This is a genomic window from Prevotella sp. 20925_1_30 (genome assembly GCF_041433025.1).
GTDB classification, from domain to species: Bacteria; Bacteroidota; Bacteroidia; order Bacteroidales; family Bacteroidaceae; genus Prevotella; species Prevotella vespertina.
On the sequence record NZ_JAPWAR010000025.1, the window covers coordinates 1 to 18,593 of the forward strand.

Sequence of the window (18,593 nt, forward strand, 5' to 3'; positions counted from 1 at the left end):
TCTACAAGCTGAGAAAGTTTATCAAAGGTGTTGTGATTAGCTTTAAAATTAGTATCTTTGCATTATCAAATACAACATATTTGGTGGGTACCAGTTGGATCATATAGTTGTGATTAGCTTTAAAATTAGTATCTTTGCATTATCAAATACAACAGAAAAACCTCTACGTGAATAATCAGCTAGTTGTGATTAGCTTTAAAATTAGTATCTTTGCATTATCAAATACAACGAATTACGAAATAAATAACTAATAACTATGTTGTGATTAGCTTTAAAATTAGTATCTTTGCATTATCAAATACAACCGGAGACAGGAAATTGAAAATATCATCATAGTTGTGATTAGCTTTAAAATTAGTATCTTTGCATTATCAAATACAACTCCTCTGGTTGAGGATAAAAATCGGAATTCGTTGTGATTAGCTTTAAAATTAGTATCTTTGCATTATCAAATACAACTTACATTGAATAGTAAAGTTATCGTCTACAGTTGTGATTAGCTTTAAAATTAGTATCTTTGCATTATCAAATACAACTTCACGAAGCAAATTTTCTTCATTTTCTGCGTTGTGATTAGCTTTAAAATTAGTATCTTTGCATTATCAAATACAACATCATTGCATCTATTGCAGTGGTAAGCTGCGTTGTGATTAGCTTTAAAATTAGTATCTTTGCATTATCAAATACAACTTCACGAAGCAAATTTTCTTCATTATCTGCGTTGTGATTAGCTTTAAAATTAGTATCTTTGCATTATCAAATACAACTTAATATAAGGCTAGTATTTCACCCGCTATGTTGTGATTAGCTTTAAAATTAGTATCTTTGCATTATCAAATACAACAGATATTGCTATAAGGTTTCAGAATATCATGTTGTGATTAGCTTTAAAATTAGTATCTTTGCATTATCAAATACAACCGCTTTTTCAGTAACAAGTCTGTCAAGATGGTTGTGATTAGCTTTAAAATTAGTATCTTTGCATTATCAAATACAACTCAAGTAGAATAAAGCATTGATTATAAGCAATATACACTCTACTTACAAAAAAGAAAAATGCAAGAAAGATTAAAGTTTCACTTTTAAAAGTGGAACTTTAACCTTTTTAGAAAAGCTCTAGCTGTACTCCTGGTACATTAGGCTTATGTGGTTTCTTACCATAAAAGAGCTTAATCCCCTCAAACTGCTTATCAGTTATACTCATTATCCCCACCTTTCCATACTCTGGAATAATAGTTGAGACTCTTTTAATGTGAACCTCCATGTTTTCCTTACTACCACAATGGCGTATGTAAATAGAGAATTGGAACATTGTAAATCCGTCTTTTAATAGGTTCTGTCGAAAGAGAGAGGCAGCCTTTCGCTCTTTCTTTGTATCTGTAGGTAAATCAAAAAATACCATTAACCACATACTCCTATATTGACTAAATCTATAAGTTTCCACCAATTGACTTTATAATTCAGGATAAACCATTCTTCTTTGTTCCCCACTAAAACACTTATAAAGAGAGGCTGTCGTCTGTTGTGTAGCTATCATTAACGGACTCTTTTTCCCTCCAATAGTAGTATCAAGAACGGGAATAGATAGAAGCCGAATCTTTATGTCTTTTGTCAATTCACTATAATCATTAGTCAAGCACATTATATCCAACACCAACCCATCAACATAAGGACGATAAGGTTCCATTACGTCATCTGCCAAACAATAAGCATTATATCGATTGTGATGATGAATTCCCAATGTTGGGAGTAATCCACTTGCTACTAAAGAACGAGCCACAACAGCACGTAATATCGCATATCCATAATTTAATAAGTTGTTAGGTGGTTCCCCATCCCGACCTCTTACAAAATCTGAAATATCAGTGAAGATATTTTTCCAATAGTAAGCAGCTGCTCGAGCCTCAAGGTTATCGGGATCACCACTTCTAACTTTATCTGCCCAGGCATACATACATCCCACATCAGCATTAGTATATATACTTAAAATCTTTGCTTGATTACTTATTTTTTGTTTTATAGTTTGTTGCCATAACTGTTTCTTTAGTGGTAACGATGCGTCTACCTGCATACGAAAGCGTTCATTCTGTGTTGTGTTACCACATAAAGGTAACAAAAGTCCAATGGGCATATTCTTACTATCACAAGTGATTACAGCAGAATTGTTCTCTATCAAGGCTTCTAATGCAGACGATGTAATCGTAATTCGTTTATTATCAAGCAGTACAACTCCAATATCTTCTATTGGAATTGTACGCTCACTTTGTTGCTTGAAACTATCAGATAAGTTATCACAACTTTCCACTTCAGGCAAACGAATTACCAATTGTGAATTCTTTAAACTCAAATAAGTAGGATTGCTGAAACATAATGTCTTCTTTATCATAAGCAATCTAATTAATCGTATTCCCCTACTGCGACTATCTTTCCAATGGAATTGATACGTACTTTGACAATTCCTTCTAAACCTTTTAAGGACTTTATCCGCTTGAACGTAGAGTTCTTCAACCTTAAATCATCATTCAACATAGTCTCTAAGTGATGCCTAAACCAATAATCTCTACCTGAAGCCTTCGATAACTTCTGAACTCTGTATAGATTCGGACTAATAATATCATAATTAGCTTCATCCAATAAATCTACTTCAGAAGGAATAAAACCTGTAGCTTCATTTGGGAAGACAAAGTATTCATTTTGCTTCATTGTAAATACAAAGTGCCATCCTTTATCGCAATTATACCTCTTATCGATAATAGGAACTCCTTGTGATTTACGTTCGGCAGCTTCAAAGAATGATACTGGATTATCTTGCAAATTATCTTTGTCATCTTTATAAAAGGCAATATGGTGGTTATTACTTGTTTGAACATAATCACCGAATACTGGTCTTCCATCACTTCCAATAATTGGCTTACCAGCCTTATCCTTTAATGTATGTAACGGAATTACACTTAAGACGCCCTCAATACTAACTCGTTTCAAAGTTATTTGTTTTGCTTCATCCATATAAATAGGATTCTCATCCAAGTTGCTGAAAGCTTTTTGGGCATCTCCATTAAACTCTGCCAACCGAGCTTTCAGTTTTTCCCTTATACCTTTATCGATCACTTTGTCGATTTTAAGGTCAGGTGTAATCCGTTTACGAATAGGATGATACATTCCCCACTCTATTGTTTTAACCAAGACCGGAACTAACTTCGTCTGCTCAATATCTAGGTAAATCGGATTTTTATCTATTGAATTTCTCCCCGTAAAAGCTTTCTTAGCATCACCATTATAAGTATTGAGACGTTTCAGTAATGCTGCACGAATAGCAGGGCTGCATACCCTATTTATTGTTGCTTCGTCTAATGCTGCTCCGACTTTCACCATCCTTACTAATGGACGTTTCTTTGTCCCATAGTATGTAGCGTTATGCAATTCTCCACGTGGTGTAAGCTGTTCCTTTTTTATGATTCCATGCTTCGTCTTAATTTTATTGACGTTCTGTGTCATCACTTTTTTCTTCGCCTTAATAGATACCAAGATCGATTTTAGATGCCTTTTAGCTTCTGCACGGAATTCATTGATAGGCAAAGGAGCATTAAAGCGAAGCTTACCTTCTTCACGATGCAGTTCCTTCACCTCTATACCATAGATACTACCACTCTTATCACTGCGTGCATTGAGGTTGTTCAGATACTGAATATAAGATGGCTTCGTAAAAGCTATTGTCAATGCATCCATCGCATGATGGCGATGATCATTGCGTTTCGTCCAGTCTTTTATACGCTTAACTTTCCGACCATCTCTATCTTCTATCACATCAGCTAAACCTAACTTCAGATACTTCTCAAAGTTAAGTTCTTTCATAACATCCACCAACTGCCAATCTTCGCGCAATCGATTGGTCACAGATCCCGTTGTTGGAGTAACGATCTTAACCAACTCACTTAATATTTCATACGCCTTTTTTGCAATATACTGAGTATTTCGCAGGTCACGATCAATAAAGCCAGAAGGTATATCCGCTTCTGTTTTCAGCAAATTATTATACTTCTTATTACTAATAGCCCCATCCTCTAGAAGGCGAAGAAGTTTCGTCTTATAAGCCTTAACACCCTGTTCTCCATACCTTTCAAGTATAAAATCAAAGGCCGTCTTATTACTTTTAGCTATATTTACATCACGTGCTTCAAGTGTTTTGTTCGACAGGGAATCATCAAACAAGCGTGCTTTCGGAATGATATGTTCTATATCGAAGTCTTTTGAGAAGAGCTTATCTTTAGGAATGTAGGTATCTGAATAGAGTGTCTTAAAGCCGTTCGGTTTAAGCTCTTCATATAGCTTATATTTAATAATGTCATTCCTACTGATATATGAAAGTGCAAATTCCTTCTCAAGAATCTCACGAATGCGCTTATTCTCCTCATTACCTTGATTGATACCACGTGTTATACTCTCACGCTCATCCGCACTACTCTTCAATTCTCTTGCCAGCTCTATTCTTATTTCATCGGGCTTCCCATATTCTTCAATAACTGCATTGATGACATTAACCATCTGATTGAGGATCTTCTCAACAACAGGGTTATGTAAACTATTCTTTGGCAATAGTTCTAACTTCTCTTTATACACCTTTTGATTTAATTCTTCCTTTGTAAGCGACCGACGCGAATGTTTATATCCAGCCTCCTCACATGCTTGACTATAATCTTTCCCAGCTTGTAAATGTGGCAAAATATTACGCATTGCTTTCACACTGAGGTTTCCGTAGCTATCTTCAAAAACGACATCGGCAAGCACAGCTGCATATTCTTTTGGAAAACCAAATGCTGTTTCCAACTTTCTTAATAACGCGTCATTACCTGTTCGAGAGTTATCACCTTCATAGGAATACAACAAATGCCAAAGCTGATACATTGGTTGTCTTTCCAACTCATGCCCCTTCAACGATGAATCAAAGCATAGTATGTCTGTATTGAAGGCTAAGTTCTTGAATATCATCTTAACATAATGGCGAATATCAGAGGCTTTTAGTTTTTTGAAATTACACTCTTCATGCCCTGACATCACGATAATTCGGTTATAACAATCATAGAGAACAGCTTGTGTTCTATTGCCTTCTAACTCTTTATAATTCAAATCCCATTGCTTACTCTTCTTGCCCAATACCTTCAGAGCCTCAGTCTTACTGAGTTTCTCCTTAACGCTTAGTTCCTCATATAAAAGGTTTCTCTCTTCCTCATACAATGGACGCTTGCTATTAGTCTCATGGTCTAGAAGTAGAATGTTATTTAGATTTTGCCAAATTCTAAACTCTTGGAACATAGGGGAAGACTTGGGAGCAATCTTTGGTCCTATTGTTATCTCTTTTTCTTTTCCATCAACTGTCACTTTCACCTTACGCTGTTCAAGTTCGCAAACAGCAATGAGATTCTTCTTACTCTTCAATGGCCGTTGATAAAAGATGATAATATCTCTGATTTCTTGCTTTAGTTCTGACGTCAATTCCTTATGGTAAGTTGCTTGCGTTTCCCAAATCTTCTCAAATTCATCTAAGTAATCTTGACGATAGAAAGGTTGATTCTTTATACTGATATGTGGATTTTCTTGCAGAGAAGCCCATAGGTATTGACCAATTGTCTGCTTGCTGAAATAGAGTTCTTTACTTCTATCACTAATAGCACCAAGTAGCCCACTTGTATTAGCAATCTGTCCTTTCAAGTCACTGATAACAAAGGCTAAAACATCTTTATCAACCTGTTGCTTCATCGCTTCAACCCTCCATTTCAAAGGTTGTAGCCTCCTATCTAGACCTTTTGTATCAGCTGAGTAAATATCATATTTACCAAGGAATAGCTTGCTTGTATTGCTCTTTGCTTTACCTTCTAACTGCTGTTTAAACTCGTCAGTAAGTATCTCTGGATAATACTTCTTCTGCTCGTTCCATATCTTCTCGAACTCTGCAATAAGATCAGAACGGTAATATTCTGGTGTAAACTTCCTACCTGTATTGAGCAACTGAAGGGAGTATTCGGCAGGAGTCAAATGCTCTTCATAGAGTTTCTTAGCTATGGTCATACCATCAAAAAGCTTTCCTTCTTCTTTATCGTTTGCTTTTCGATTACTTTTATAGCCCCGTTTCTTGTTCAGCATAAATAGAACTCGGGCAAACTCATGCAATGACACTTCCTCTTCTGCAGCTTTCGCACGCAACTTATAGGTCTCAAAAGTAGAAGATTTACCATCTTCATACATCGGTTCGGAACCTATCCAGCCTTGTTTCTGTAGGCAACTACGAAGATTCTCTCTGCGCAGCTTATATCTTTGAAGGTTTATTCTTGCAGCATGCACCTGCTGTCTATCGGCATTAGTCGTGATTGCTTTCCCCTTTTCAAAGTTCCCTTTTTCATCTACAGTCAATGGGTTTACCCTCACACCAAGCCTTACGATAGAAGATTGTTCGTCTTTGTTTTCACTTTCATTCACTAAGGCCCAACCAATACTTGTAGTTCCTAAGTCTAATCCTAGTATTTTCTTCATGTTGAATTGATTATATGATAATTTGTGTAAAGGTACAAAAAAAACAACAACAAAGTCAAAATTTCATTAAGAAAATTTGCTTATTATTTTTTTAATACATACCTTTGTAACGAACTAATTTTAAAGTATTCACAATAAGGATTATTCCGTTGTGAGAACATTAGGTTGCCTCGTCCTTCCATACGGGGCATTTTTTATTGTTTAAATATAATCCATCTAGCCACTATCCTAATATATCATTAGGAACAATCAGTAATACCTATATACGTATAACCTATGACGGAAATGACAGCTAAAATTAAACTCTTCGCACTTTCATAACCTTTTCCTTATTCGGAAATACTCGTGTCCTATCCACATTATCACCATCTTCTGACACTATAAAGAGTAAGTGGAAACCACTAAAATACCCCCAACTACACAACTCTTAACACTCGACACATATCATAATGAGGAACTTTAAAATAGAGGGAAACACCTTATAAAGAACCTAACAATAAGACTTCATTCCCTTCAAAGAGCCTGTGAGAGGCTTTAACAATGAGCTATGAATAAGAAATAAGGTATTAATAATCTCTTTCCTGATAGCTAATTTCATTAATTATTCATATCTTTGCAGATGATAAGAGATGCGTATTTGAGAGAAGCAAACGCTACTTTGTCAATGATTCTATCTATCTGAAGAATGAGAAATAATAGTTCTAACCAATTTTCAAGACCTATGAGAAAAATCATTACTACCCTACTCCTCGCACTCTCCATGAGTGCTGTTGCGCAGGATTTCAACCATTACTTTGAAGATGCAACGCTCCGTTTAGATTACATCTTCGCAGGGAATGCCAAAGAGCAGACCATCGCTGTGGACGAACTATCACGTATCCCACATTGGTATGGCAAGCACGAACGACTAGCAGAAGTGCCCGTTGAAGGCAATGGACAGGTCATTGTGCGTGACCATCGGACGCAGAAAGTAATCTATCGAAACTCCTTTTCGACTCTATTCCAGGAGTGGCTCACTTATGATGAGGCACAGGGTAATAGCAAGAAATCGTTTGAGAACGTCTTTCTAGTACCTTATCCCAAAGATACAGCAGATGTAACTATCGAACTAAGGAACAATCGGCGCGAGGTTACTAACCGCATGACGCATATCGTTGTACCACAGGATATTCTCATCCGACACATCGGGGAGCATAATATCACACCTTACGAGACTTTGCAACAGGCTGCTGATCCATCGCACTGCATACACATTGCATATATTGCGGAGGGTTACACTGAGGCTGAAATGCCTACATTTATAAAGGATTGTCGCATTGCGATGGAGGCTCTCTTCGCTCACGAACCTTTCAAATCGCTGCGTTCTCGATTCAATATTGTGGCTGTCAAGGCTCCATCCGTTGATAGTGGCACATCCGAACCATCAAAGGGTATATGGAAGAACACGGCTCTTCACTCTCATTTCGACACTTTCTACAGCGACAGATACCTCACTACACTCCATCTCAAAGACCTCCATGACTGGCTAGCTGGTACGCCTTACGAACATATCATCGTACTAGTAAACACAGAGAAATATGGTGGTGGCGGTATTCTGAACTCTTACAACCTCTCAATGGCACACCATCCTCAATTCAAACCAGTGGTTGTCCACGAGTTTGGACACTCTTTCGCAGGGCTAGGTGATGAGTATGCTTATGCCAAAGAAGAGATTAATATGTATCCAAAAGACGTCGAACCGTGGGAACCGAACCTAACAACTCTGGTCGACTTCCACAATAAGTGGGAAGGAATGATCGATAAGAAGACCCCATTACCGACGCCTGAACCAACCGACTTAGATAAGCCGAACGCACGCAGGGACAAGTGGAAAGTGGGTGCATACGAGCCTGCTGGCTATGCTCAACATGGTGTTTACCGCGCTTACCCAGACTGCCGTATGCGCACAAATGCCCATCCTGAGTTCTGTCCAGCATGCACCCAGGCTATCACTCAACTGATTAAGTTCTATACAGGAGAGTGAAGATTCAAGTCTTCCTGAAGTCTTTTAGTATTCTATCCTGCCCCATCCACGGGGCAGGAATACGTATTGTTGTCTAAAGACGATAGTTTTATTGGAATCAACGAGGGCGTCTCTTCGATGGCAAGAGAGCCTCTCTTCCTATTAACGAAACGCCCTTCTCTATTTGAGAAGGGCGTTTCCTTTAATTCAAGGGATAATACTTTAATATTCAAAACATAGTTTCCTCTATAAGAAAACACAACTAACTATACTGAAAACAATTATCTAATAAAAACTTGTTAAATAATTACTTCAGATAGAAACGAGCCTTTCAACTCCCCTTCCTAGTCGGCAAGGGAAAAAGATGCGGGGCGTCCTCTCTATCTAAAATCTACGTTCTGCGGTCTCAAATGTACTGCAAGGTAGTCCCTTTTCATTCACAAGATTCGCACGAGTAAACGGCTGCCAACCATAGCGAACACTAACAGGATGGGCTACTACTGACCCACACGACACACGCACCTGATAACCATTCTCTATCGTTGCTTGGGCTTCATGATAAATACCATCAGCCCCCGCAAGCTCAAAGCCTATCAATCGGTTGCCCGTGAAATGAAGTTCCTTTGTATTTGAGAAAGTCAACAATAAGCCTCCATCAACGGATTCAACTCGCTCTATAACAGGTCCCTCTGACACAATATCATGTCCATAACTATGGTGCAAAACTTGCATGGCGAGCCGCTCACCTACAGGTTTCTTATTGGTGTAATGCACATCAAGAGAATCGCCCAAATCGCTTGTCACCGTCATCCAAGTATGCTCCAACCCTAACGCCATACGCCGTTGTGAATCACGGAAACGCGGCCAGGAACGACGGTTCAGACTAGATAGTTGTACGAAATAAAAGGGCATCTTCTTCTGTTGAAAGAAGTTTCGCCAACTTTTCTCCAACAATGGGAAGAGGCGTTCATGCAGCTCGATGTTATGCGCATTCGACTCTCCTTGATACCACACAATACCTTTCAACGTATAACCCAACAAAGGAGTCATAGCTGTCTCGAACATATAAGCAGGCGCATAAGGGTGCTGTTGCAATGGATTCTTGCTATTGGCAATATTCTGCAAAGCACGTTCTCTTGCCCACTTCATACCGAAATCGCCATGATACCAGTCCCGCAAGATTGCAGGAAAGTCCTTTTCAAGGGTCGAACGATCAATCCATGACTCTGTGGTAGTGCCTCCTACGGCATTACAAATCACTCCTATAGGTACTTGCAGACTATCTGCTAAACTCTTAGCGAAGTGATATGCTACTGCAGAGAAGCCCGATAACGATTCAGCCGAGCAGTTACGCCATGGACCAACACGCATGAGTTGGTGGCGATTAACCGAGTCGCACACCGCTTCCGACCAGCTCACAGCATTCGTAGGATAGCGTGTTGACATATTAAAGAGATGTATTAAGGGTTGTGAACCAGCCTCCGCAAGGTCTTGCTTACCACTTTGTACGGCGGAGATAGGCAACTCCATATTCGATTGTCCCGAACACAACCACACCTCTCCAACGTATATATCTTTCAACGTCAGCCGCTCTTTACCTGCTGCAACTATTGCTTTGTAAGGACCGCCAGCCTTTCGAGCAGGGAAATTAACGCTCCATGTACCATCGTCTGCAGCTGTTGTGAATTGATTCTGACCATCGAAACTTACCTTAACAACCATCTTTGCATTGGCAGAACCACGAAAGATAATCGGTTCGTTACGCTGCATTACCATTCCATCGGTATATAGTGGCGCAAGAGATAACCCTCCATAATTGCCTGTCATAGCCTTATATACAGTCTCAGCGATGATCTTTGCACCTTCAGCATTGGGGTGAAGCGCATCCGCAAAGAGGTCTGGACGATTGTGAAGAGGCGTATAGAGGTCTATTAATGGGAGGTTCTCAGCCGTTGCCACTTGCTTGATATGCTGTTGAATGAGGCTATGCCAGTCCCTAGTTCCGCTCTCGAAGCGAGGGTGACGTTCGAAGATTGGCGACATCACGCACACCCATATCTGTGCTTTAGGGTTCACTTTGCGGAAGGAGTTGACGAGTTCTATATAGTTAGAATTGAACTCTTCAGCATATTCAGACCAATTACGAGGGTCCGTGTCATTGAGTCCTAGATGGATAATAACCCTATCGGCTTTGAAAGCTAACGCTTCTTTGTATTCCTTCTGGTCGATATATGGACGGTGACCATGGCTTAGAAGCGTACTTCCAGAGTGCCCGAAATTACGCACATCGTACTTATCTCCTAACATTCTCTGCAACTGCACGGGATAACAATCGGCGTCCCTATTGGTCAAACCATACCCCCATGTAACACTATTACCCACACACGCCACCTTGATGCGTCCGTCAGCAAATGCCATCAGAACCATCAGGAACATCATTAATAATAAAGTAAGTCGTTTCATAATAGATTTATCTAAGCAGTCAAGACACCATCTCCACCACCTTATTATATCGTATAAATACATCGGCGAAATTACTTATTTTCTTACTAACTAGCAAGAGAATGCTTTGCAAAATGGCTTTATCTAGCCTAATTGAGGGCTTTCCTTACCAATTAACTCGTATTTCGTCAACATAAAACTAATGATTATCTTGGATGCAAGAAATAAGTCCTTTATCAAAAGCGACGCCCCGACTCTATTGAGTCAAGGCGTCTTCACAATTCGTTAATAGCCCGTGATAAGTACAAAGTTGCCACTTAGTATTGGTTCCTAATAGGGTCATTGTATTGTACTTGAAGCTCTTTTAGCTCCTTCTTCAATCGTTCTGTGAGTTTCTCCGTACCCTTTTGTCCATAGATGTTATGCAGTTGTGAAGGGTCCTTCTTGAGGTCATAAAGCTCCCAAGAGTCTATATCGTTATAGAAATGAATCAGTGTGTAACGCTTCGTCCGAATACCATAATGACGGCAGACAGAGTGCTCTGCGGGGTATTCATAGTAATGGTAATACAGCGATTTACGCCAGTTAGCAGGCTTCTTACCCTGTAACAAAGGCAGGAGCGAACACCCTTGAATATCCGAAGGAACCTTTACACCAGCTGCTTCCAAGAATGTTGGTGCATAGTCAATGTTCTGTACCATCTCATTAACAACGCCTTGTTTCCCACCCGGACAATAGATTAGCAGTGGTGTACGGAACGACTCTTCATACATGAATCTCTTATCGAACCAACCGTGTTCACCCATGTAGAAGCCTTGGTCGGAGGTGTAGACTATCATCGTATTATCTAATAGATTCTTCTCACGGAGATACTCAATTACACGTCCAACATTGCGATCTACCGACCGAATCACACGCATATAATCATGCATATAACGCTGATATTTCCATTCAGCTAACGCCTTCCCCGATAGCTTATCAGCCTTAAACTTCTGTATAATGGGGTCGTAATGGCGATCCCATTGAGCCTTTTGAGAAGGCGTCATACGCTCATAGTTACGACGTCCCCACGCTTCCAACTCCTTGTCTGAATGTATCTCCTGCTCGTGATCCGCCATCTTATTATCATAGACAATGTCCATATCTTTGATAATACTCATCTTCTGTTTCTGTGCTGCCAGACGCCCTTCATAGTTATCATAGAACGTCTCGGGCAATGGATACTGCACATTATTAAAGAGGTCTAAGTCGCATGTATCAGGGTTCCAAACACGATGAGGAGCCTTGTTGTGCATTAGTAAGCAGAAAGGCTTGGAAGGGTCTCGTTTATTCTCCATCCAGTCTATTGCGAGGTCAGCAATTATGTTCGTTACATATCCCTGACGCTGTAGTGGCTTGCCATTACATAAGAAGTCGGGGTTGTAGTAGTCGCCTTGTCCAATGAGAATGTCCCAATAGTTGAAGCCAGTAGGCAGTGATGTGAGGTGCCACTTACCGATCATTGCGGTCTGATACCCTGCATGTTGAAGGAGCTTAGGAAAGGTTTGCTGTCCTCCATCAAACGTCTTGGTGTTATCTGTGAAACCATTTGCATGACTGTGCTTACCCGTTAACATACATGCTCGGGAGGGTCCGCTAAGAGAGTTAGCAACGAAACTCTCTTGGAATTTCACACCATGATTAGCAATCCAATCGATGTTTGGTGTATCAATGAAACGCTTGTCGTAGGCACTAATCGTTTGATAGGAATGGTCGTCACTCATGATATAAACGATATTCATGGGCTTCTTCTGCGCCTGAGCAGGTAGGATGGCGCCCAATGCGAGGGTGCCTGTCACGCAGCATAGGATTTTAGTTTGCATAGGTAATAACTGACTTTTAGGTTTTAAAGGAGGGCTATTAGGATCATAATCAATGCGTCTAATCTCCTGTAATCACCCCCATTTAGGTTTGTCAACACAAATGTAATACTTTTTGAGAAGTCCTCCAAAGAAATGAGAAGATTTGTTGTTAAATAGGAAAGGGAGCCTCATCAAAACTCAACTACAGCCTCTGCCTCGTCCCATCTACAGCCTCTCCCCCGCCCCCTCTCCGAATGGAACAACCCCACCCAACCTCCCCTAAGGGGAGGAGTGCCTAACGGGTGCCAGTTAGAAAATAGTTTCTTTAATTCAAAAGGGGCGTTTCTTCGATATGAAGAGGGCGTTCTGTTGCATCGAAGAGAGGCTTTCTTCATATCGAAGAAACGCCCTCTTTGTTTGCAAATAAGACTATCTACTCCCCTCTCCATTCGGAGAGGGGGCGGGGGTGAGGCTTTTCTTGTTAACAAAAAACTCCGCCCCTACATTCACATGCAAGGGCGGAGTCAGGGTGAAAACACCCTTTTCTATATCATGATTGAATTTAAAGTTGCATTTATCTACGTGTTAACTTCGGATTAACATACACCTCTCCGATTCCACGGAAAGCACCCATAACGGGCTTCGTGTCGGTGAATCGGTTCCAACCATAGGATGAGAAGGTTTGTTCGGAAGCTAACTTCTGTGCCTCACGGAACACTAGATTACCATTGTTATCGAACGTGAGAAGGATGCTTTCCTTCGTTCCGTTGATGGCAGTCTCATGTTCCTTACTGAAGTCATCAGCAACGATTACACTGATAAGGTACTCATATACGCCTGGAACAACCTCTTTCTTGCCAACAATCTTACCATTCATCATCTCAAAGCCTTTGCCTGGTGTGAAGCTAACCTCCCACTTGTATTGATTGTCAACGATGAAGTTTCCCTTGTTCGTACCCGTTGCCTCTATACGAACAGACGATGTCTTCTCTGCTAAGTCACGACTTGGAAGGCGCATTTTAGCCGTTTGCACATAATCGCCAACCACATCGTTGAGCGAAGCCTGTACCACTTTCATTGAGTCAACAAGCCCGATTGCCTTGGCTGTAACCCACCCTACACGTGGACGCCCCGTCGTATTAGCTTCGACCTTGACGTTTATTTTCCCATTCGTATTGCCTACCTTAATCCAATCAGCCGTCCCACTGTACTCAACGGGGACGTTAGAAGTAGCAATCAAAGAGCGTTCAACAGCCTCATCTCCAGCATAGATATCCTCGCCAGTAGGCAACCCGAAGGTCACACCCTCCTGTTGGATATTCAGTGTGATAGAGTCTCCTTGCTCATTCTTAACCACCAATAGCGTGTTACGCGATTGTGCACTCGTGTTCGGTTGAGCCGTCAGTGATAGCTTCTCTGCCGTTTTCGTCACTGTAAGCCAAGCGTCAAGTGCATAGGCACGAGCGGGTTCTTTACTCATAATCACCTCTTTGGTCTCACCGAGCACACCGAAGTCTGTCTCTGCTTTCACCACCTTCAGCCCTGCTGCATACACTGGTAAATCATTATCACTACTGCATGCTGCACCGAAGAAGACCGATACGGCAGCTATGAAGATATAGATATATTTGTTCATAATCAGTATCAATTAATTTTCGTCATGTACTCTATTCCAGGTAAAGTAAACGCATAAGTGTAACTGCCATCAGGCTTCATAATAGGCGACAAGTCCTCTCCGTAGGCAACACCAAAGAATGAGTCAACCTTATGCCCAGTGATTTGTCCACTGTCATCAGCCGTTGCTCGCTCCATATCCTCATCCCATGTGAAGAGCAAACTACCCTTACCCTCACCAAAGAGTTTGCCTTCCTCCTTTGAACCAGGTACTAGAACGATACCCGCAGGATAGGTATATGTAGGGTCAGTAACAGGCTGTCCAGGCAATTCGAGTTTGCCTGTTGCAGGGTCATAAGTCATGAGTATCTCATATTCAACATTACCTATCTGCAACTTACCTTTTAGCGTGTTTGCCACCGTTCCCATGCTTAGTGTGAGTGTTATCTTACGTCTTATGCTTGTCTTCAGACGCCAAGTACCAATCCAGAAGTCTATGTCCTTATGGTTCTTCGGTAGGTATTGTACAATGCGCAAATCGCCCTCTGTGAGCGTACGCGACTCCTCGTTCCATGTGAAGTTTTGGTATTTCTTACCATTGAAGAACAATGGTTCGCGTAGAGAAATACCTGTTGGCGTGGTGCAATAAGGCATATCCAATGTCTTATCACCTATAGTCATTGTGAAGCGACGAGTCGATCCATCGATGTTGCACTGACCGAGTGAGTCGGTGCCAAGGAAGCAGTTGTATGTATTAACATTCATACCATCTTTGACGGTGATAATGCCCATCATCATCTCTTCCCAACTAGCGTCTTTAGGCAAGCGAGTGAGTACCATCTCGTTTTTCCACTTCCTTCCACGCAAGTAAATACTATCGTTTGTAGCACGAAGAATGCTAAATTCATAGTCACCTTGCACTCCATCGGGGTTGCCCAACCATGGTTCTGCAAGGGGATGAATCACCTTGTTATACTCATTGAAGGATAACATCGGACCTTGATCCTTGACCACCTCGTATCCAGAAGTAGCCTGTTCCTCGGGATCTTGCACGTCGCCCATAGCCGTTACATGCCCATTCTTGAACTTCAACAAGAGTGTGTAACCACCATAACTATAGTCTTTTCCAGCATAATAATGTAACATCCAACCACCTTCGGAGGACTCCAATAGCTGGGTATAATCCGATACACTCTTGTCGATACGCTCGGCTGCTGGCTGGTCGAAGAGTGTCTTATCATCATGTAAACACGACTGCATAGACAGTCCCAACACGATGGTTAAGAATAGAAAACATAGTTTTTTCATTTTCTTCTTTCGTTTTATTTCTACGGTCTAAACTCTTTCCTGATAACAAGCTCATGGCTATTTTCAACTTCCAATAGCCTGCCCAAGAGGCGAAGAGCCTAACGGAAATGAGTTAGAACACAATTATTTGTTTTTTGTGATGAGGATTTCTGTATAAGAGAGAGCACGTTCCTCTATTTGAAGAGGGCGTTCCCTTGAAGTAAAGAGGGCGTCTCCTTGATGTGAAGGGAGGCTCTCTTCCATGCGAGGGGAGGCTTTCTTTGGAATTAAAGAGATGATGGGAGCAAAAGAAGTGAGAGGCAATAGCGAGGTTGCTAAGGCTTTACTCTTTTACTTCTTACTCTTTTTACATTCCCAAGAATCCTCTTTTATCGCTCTTATTCCAGGCTTTCCAAGTTGAGCGTTGCTATCTTCGAACCACGACGAAGGATAGCGTTACGGAGCAAATCAATGTCTGCATCCCATGAATTACGCATATATTCACGCACCATCTTCAGCTTCCTATTGATGATACTCGTACCCTTTGGACCTGCAATCTGCAAGATTTTATTCCATTCCTGAGGTGTACTTGTAACGTAGATAGAGTACAGCTCGGCAATATCCTCTGCTGGATTCTCCATTGAATAAGGTGAGACGAAACCCTGTGAGTAGGCTTGCTTCTCAGGTACTGACGTCCAGTTGCCACTGACATAATCGGCACGTGAGATGTCATCAAACGACTCGTCGTAAGGTTTCTTTTGGTTCAGAATATGCATAAACTCGTGGTGCATGGTGTGGAAATAGAACCCCGTCATACTGCCGTAGTCCTTTAATAGGTCGTCAGTAAGGGCGTTCACCTTACTTAATGTCACCTTGTAACCACCTTCCGCACTACCTACTACCTCCGTGCGATAGCGTGTGTAGCCAGGAATACCTACTGCAACAATAATGCGCGGAACGTTCTCTTTGACGAAATCCAAGCCCACTGTTTCGGCGTAAGCATCGAACCACATATACTTAGTGATGATAGCTAGCTTGGCAGTCTTTGCCGAATCGGCAGGTACGAAGTTGTAGGCTTTATCGGTTTCTTCCGTCTTCAAGCGGTATTGGAACTCGATGTTATAAGGCATAGTATAGTTCTTATACAGCCATTGATCGAACGTGTTTCGTTTCACCGCAGTGGTTGGAAAGATGGAATCACCGCCCAATTTGTCATCGCTACAAGCCGTGAGAACCATGGTTCCGCAGGCTATTACGATAGCAGCCAATAGAATATTTCTTTTCATAAATAAGTCTCCTTTTATTTATTACGTGGGTTAGGAGTAATGCCAGCAGTTATCACGTCTTGTGGTAACTGGATGGCTAAACGTGGGTCGCCAGCCTTCATCGTATCGGTGACAGCTGTGACATTCGATTGCACATCCACCTTACGTCTGTACATCGTAATGCCATATCGCTTCACATCTTGTAGGCGGAAACCTTCGTGAATGGTCACCAATCGACGCAGTTGCAATATACATTGTAAAAGGGGTTCTTGCGTTGTCTGCTCAATAGTGAACAATGGGTGTAGCTCCTTCTTAGGCGTTGGCTGTGAAGGAGTATAGTAAGCCAACGAATTGTAGAAGTCCTTTATCAGGTCAAGAGTTAGGCTCACTCTATGCTTTGAGAAGACTGCCAATTCGCTATTGATATCGGCTACTGCCTTGTCATATTGTCCCAAGAGAGCATAAGCCTCGGCACGTTCAAGGAGGGTGATATCGGTTGCAAAGACAGCAAACTCACCATAGGGAATACCTATTTCAGCCTGTGTATCGATGACTTTAGCCATGTATGGAATCTTACGCAAGGCGTATTTCGATATACCATTATTATAGGTAACGGTGTAGTTAAGGTCTGTTCCGCTGTTACCCCATGGTCCTGCAGCCTGCAAAGTCTCATTCTTACTAATCAACTCTCCGTGTGCGTACTTGCTACCAGCAAGTATTGGAATACTGATAACACCCCACTGTGAAGGTGCAGGAAGCAGCATGATGTTGGCATTCTTACTAGCTTTTATGAAGTCATAAGGCTGCACGTTGCCACTAGGACCCAGTCTGTTCCACTCTGCCCAGTTGCGTAGTATGTCCTCAGGATGGTCTCCTAACACCTTATTCGCATACTCCACCGCCTTGTCGTATTGCTGTGCATAAAGATAGAAACGGGTTGCGAAAGCATAAGCAGCCTGCTTGGTAAAATGGAATTTAGGCTTATCATACTTTGTTCCAACGAGTTTCATGCCTTCCACTAAGTCGTTTTCTATATTCTTGTAAAGCTCTGCCAAGGTGCCACGCTCCATGAGTCTGCCCACGACACGTTCGGGTTGCTTAGGATAAGGCAAGCCCAAGTTGTTCTGCGCAGTGGTCTTGTCATAAGCCTGACAAAATACTGTTGATAACTGGAACATAGCAAAGGCACGACATAACAAAGCCTCGCCCTTCTGCGCATCATACGCCTCTTTGTCCTTCACCTTATCAATGTGATCGAGCGTTTCATTGCATGTTGAGATAGCGGCGTAATGCGCTTCCCACAACTGATGAGGCGTCTCGGGATTGCTTACCTCATCAATGTCTTTCCATTGATAAGCCTGCTCTTGAAAACGATCGAAGGCACTCCAAGTACTGTGCAACTGCTCATCTGTATTGTCAGAGTACATCTCCAAGAGGTAAGCAGGGTGTCCTTGCGGATAAGCACTGACGAGTAGTTGGCTCGATTCAGAGGGTGTCTTCAAGTCCATACGACTATCGGGATACTTGTCCAAGAAGTCGTTGCACGATGTAAAGGCAAGTGCAGCGGACGCAAGCGACAGGCACATTATATATTTATTGACGTTCATCTTCATAAGT

General features: G+C 41.5%; 10 protein-coding genes and 1 CRISPR repeat array. Of the genes, 1 reads left to right on the forward strand and 9 read right to left on the reverse strand.

The window, feature by feature from the left end; all coding sequences use genetic code 11:
• Positions 1–106 precede the first annotated feature (106 nt).
• Positions 107–998: a CRISPR direct-repeat array (repeat unit 47 nt; unit sequence GTTGTGATTAGCTTTAAAATTAGTATCTTTGCATTATCAAATACAAC).
• A gap of 107 nt (positions 999–1,105) precedes the next feature.
• The 3 genes from cas2 to cas9 are packed head-to-tail and all read right to left on the reverse strand — an operon-like array spanning position 1,106 to position 6,525.
• Positions 1,106–1,402: a CRISPR-associated endonuclease Cas2 gene (cas2, locus tag O3603_RS09820; protein ID WP_371522543.1), complete on the reverse strand. Its 297-nt coding sequence runs from the start codon at positions 1,400–1,402 to the stop codon at positions 1,106–1,108.
• Positions 1,403–1,453: 51 nt separating this feature from the next.
• Positions 1,454–2,386, reverse strand: a complete 933-nt coding sequence (gene cas1, locus O3603_RS09825; protein ID WP_371522545.1) for a type II CRISPR-associated endonuclease Cas1 — start codon at positions 2,384–2,386, stop codon at positions 1,454–1,456.
• Positions 2,387–2,397: 11 nt separating this feature from the next.
• A complete protein-coding gene (gene cas9, locus O3603_RS09830; protein ID WP_371522547.1) occupies positions 2,398–6,525 on the reverse strand; it encodes a type II CRISPR RNA-guided endonuclease Cas9 in 4,128 nt (1,375 codons plus the stop codon).
• 721 nt (positions 6,526–7,246) lie between these two features.
• Between cas9 and O3603_RS09835 the strand changes: the two genes are divergently transcribed.
• A complete protein-coding gene (locus O3603_RS09835) occupies positions 7,247–8,548 on the forward strand; it encodes a M64 family metallopeptidase (RefSeq protein ID WP_371522549.1) in 1,302 nt (433 codons plus the stop codon).
• 363 nt (positions 8,549–8,911) lie between these two features.
• Here the strand turns inward: O3603_RS09835 and O3603_RS09840 are convergent, their stop codons facing one another.
• From O3603_RS09840 to O3603_RS09865, 6 genes are all read right to left on the reverse strand, one after another.
• Positions 8,912–10,990 (reverse strand): GDSL-type esterase/lipase family protein, encoded by a 2,079-nt coding sequence (locus O3603_RS09840; RefSeq protein ID WP_371522551.1) that lies wholly within the window; start codon positions 10,988–10,990, stop codon positions 8,912–8,914.
• Between the two features lie 296 nt (positions 10,991–11,286).
• Positions 11,287–12,831, reverse strand: a complete 1,545-nt coding sequence (locus O3603_RS09845) for a sulfatase (RefSeq protein WP_371522553.1) — start codon at positions 12,829–12,831, stop codon at positions 11,287–11,289.
• A 553-nt stretch (positions 12,832–13,384) separates the two neighbouring features.
• Positions 13,385–14,446 (reverse strand): BACON domain-containing protein, encoded by a 1,062-nt coding sequence (locus O3603_RS09850; RefSeq protein WP_371522555.1) that lies wholly within the window; start codon positions 14,444–14,446, stop codon positions 13,385–13,387.
• A gap of 8 nt (positions 14,447–14,454) precedes the next feature.
• Complete coding sequence (locus O3603_RS09855; RefSeq protein ID WP_036895281.1) at positions 14,455–15,732, reverse strand: DUF4302 domain-containing protein; 1,278 nt, start codon at positions 15,730–15,732, stop codon at positions 14,455–14,457.
• Positions 15,733–16,109: 377 nt separating this feature from the next.
• Positions 16,110–16,997, reverse strand: a complete 888-nt coding sequence (locus tag O3603_RS09860; RefSeq protein WP_311454294.1) for a putative zinc-binding metallopeptidase — start codon at positions 16,995–16,997, stop codon at positions 16,110–16,112.
• A gap of 14 nt (positions 16,998–17,011) precedes the next feature.
• Positions 17,012–18,583, reverse strand: a complete 1,572-nt coding sequence (locus O3603_RS09865) for a RagB/SusD family nutrient uptake outer membrane protein (protein ID WP_371522557.1) — start codon at positions 18,581–18,583, stop codon at positions 17,012–17,014.
• Positions 18,584–18,593 lie beyond the last annotated feature (10 nt).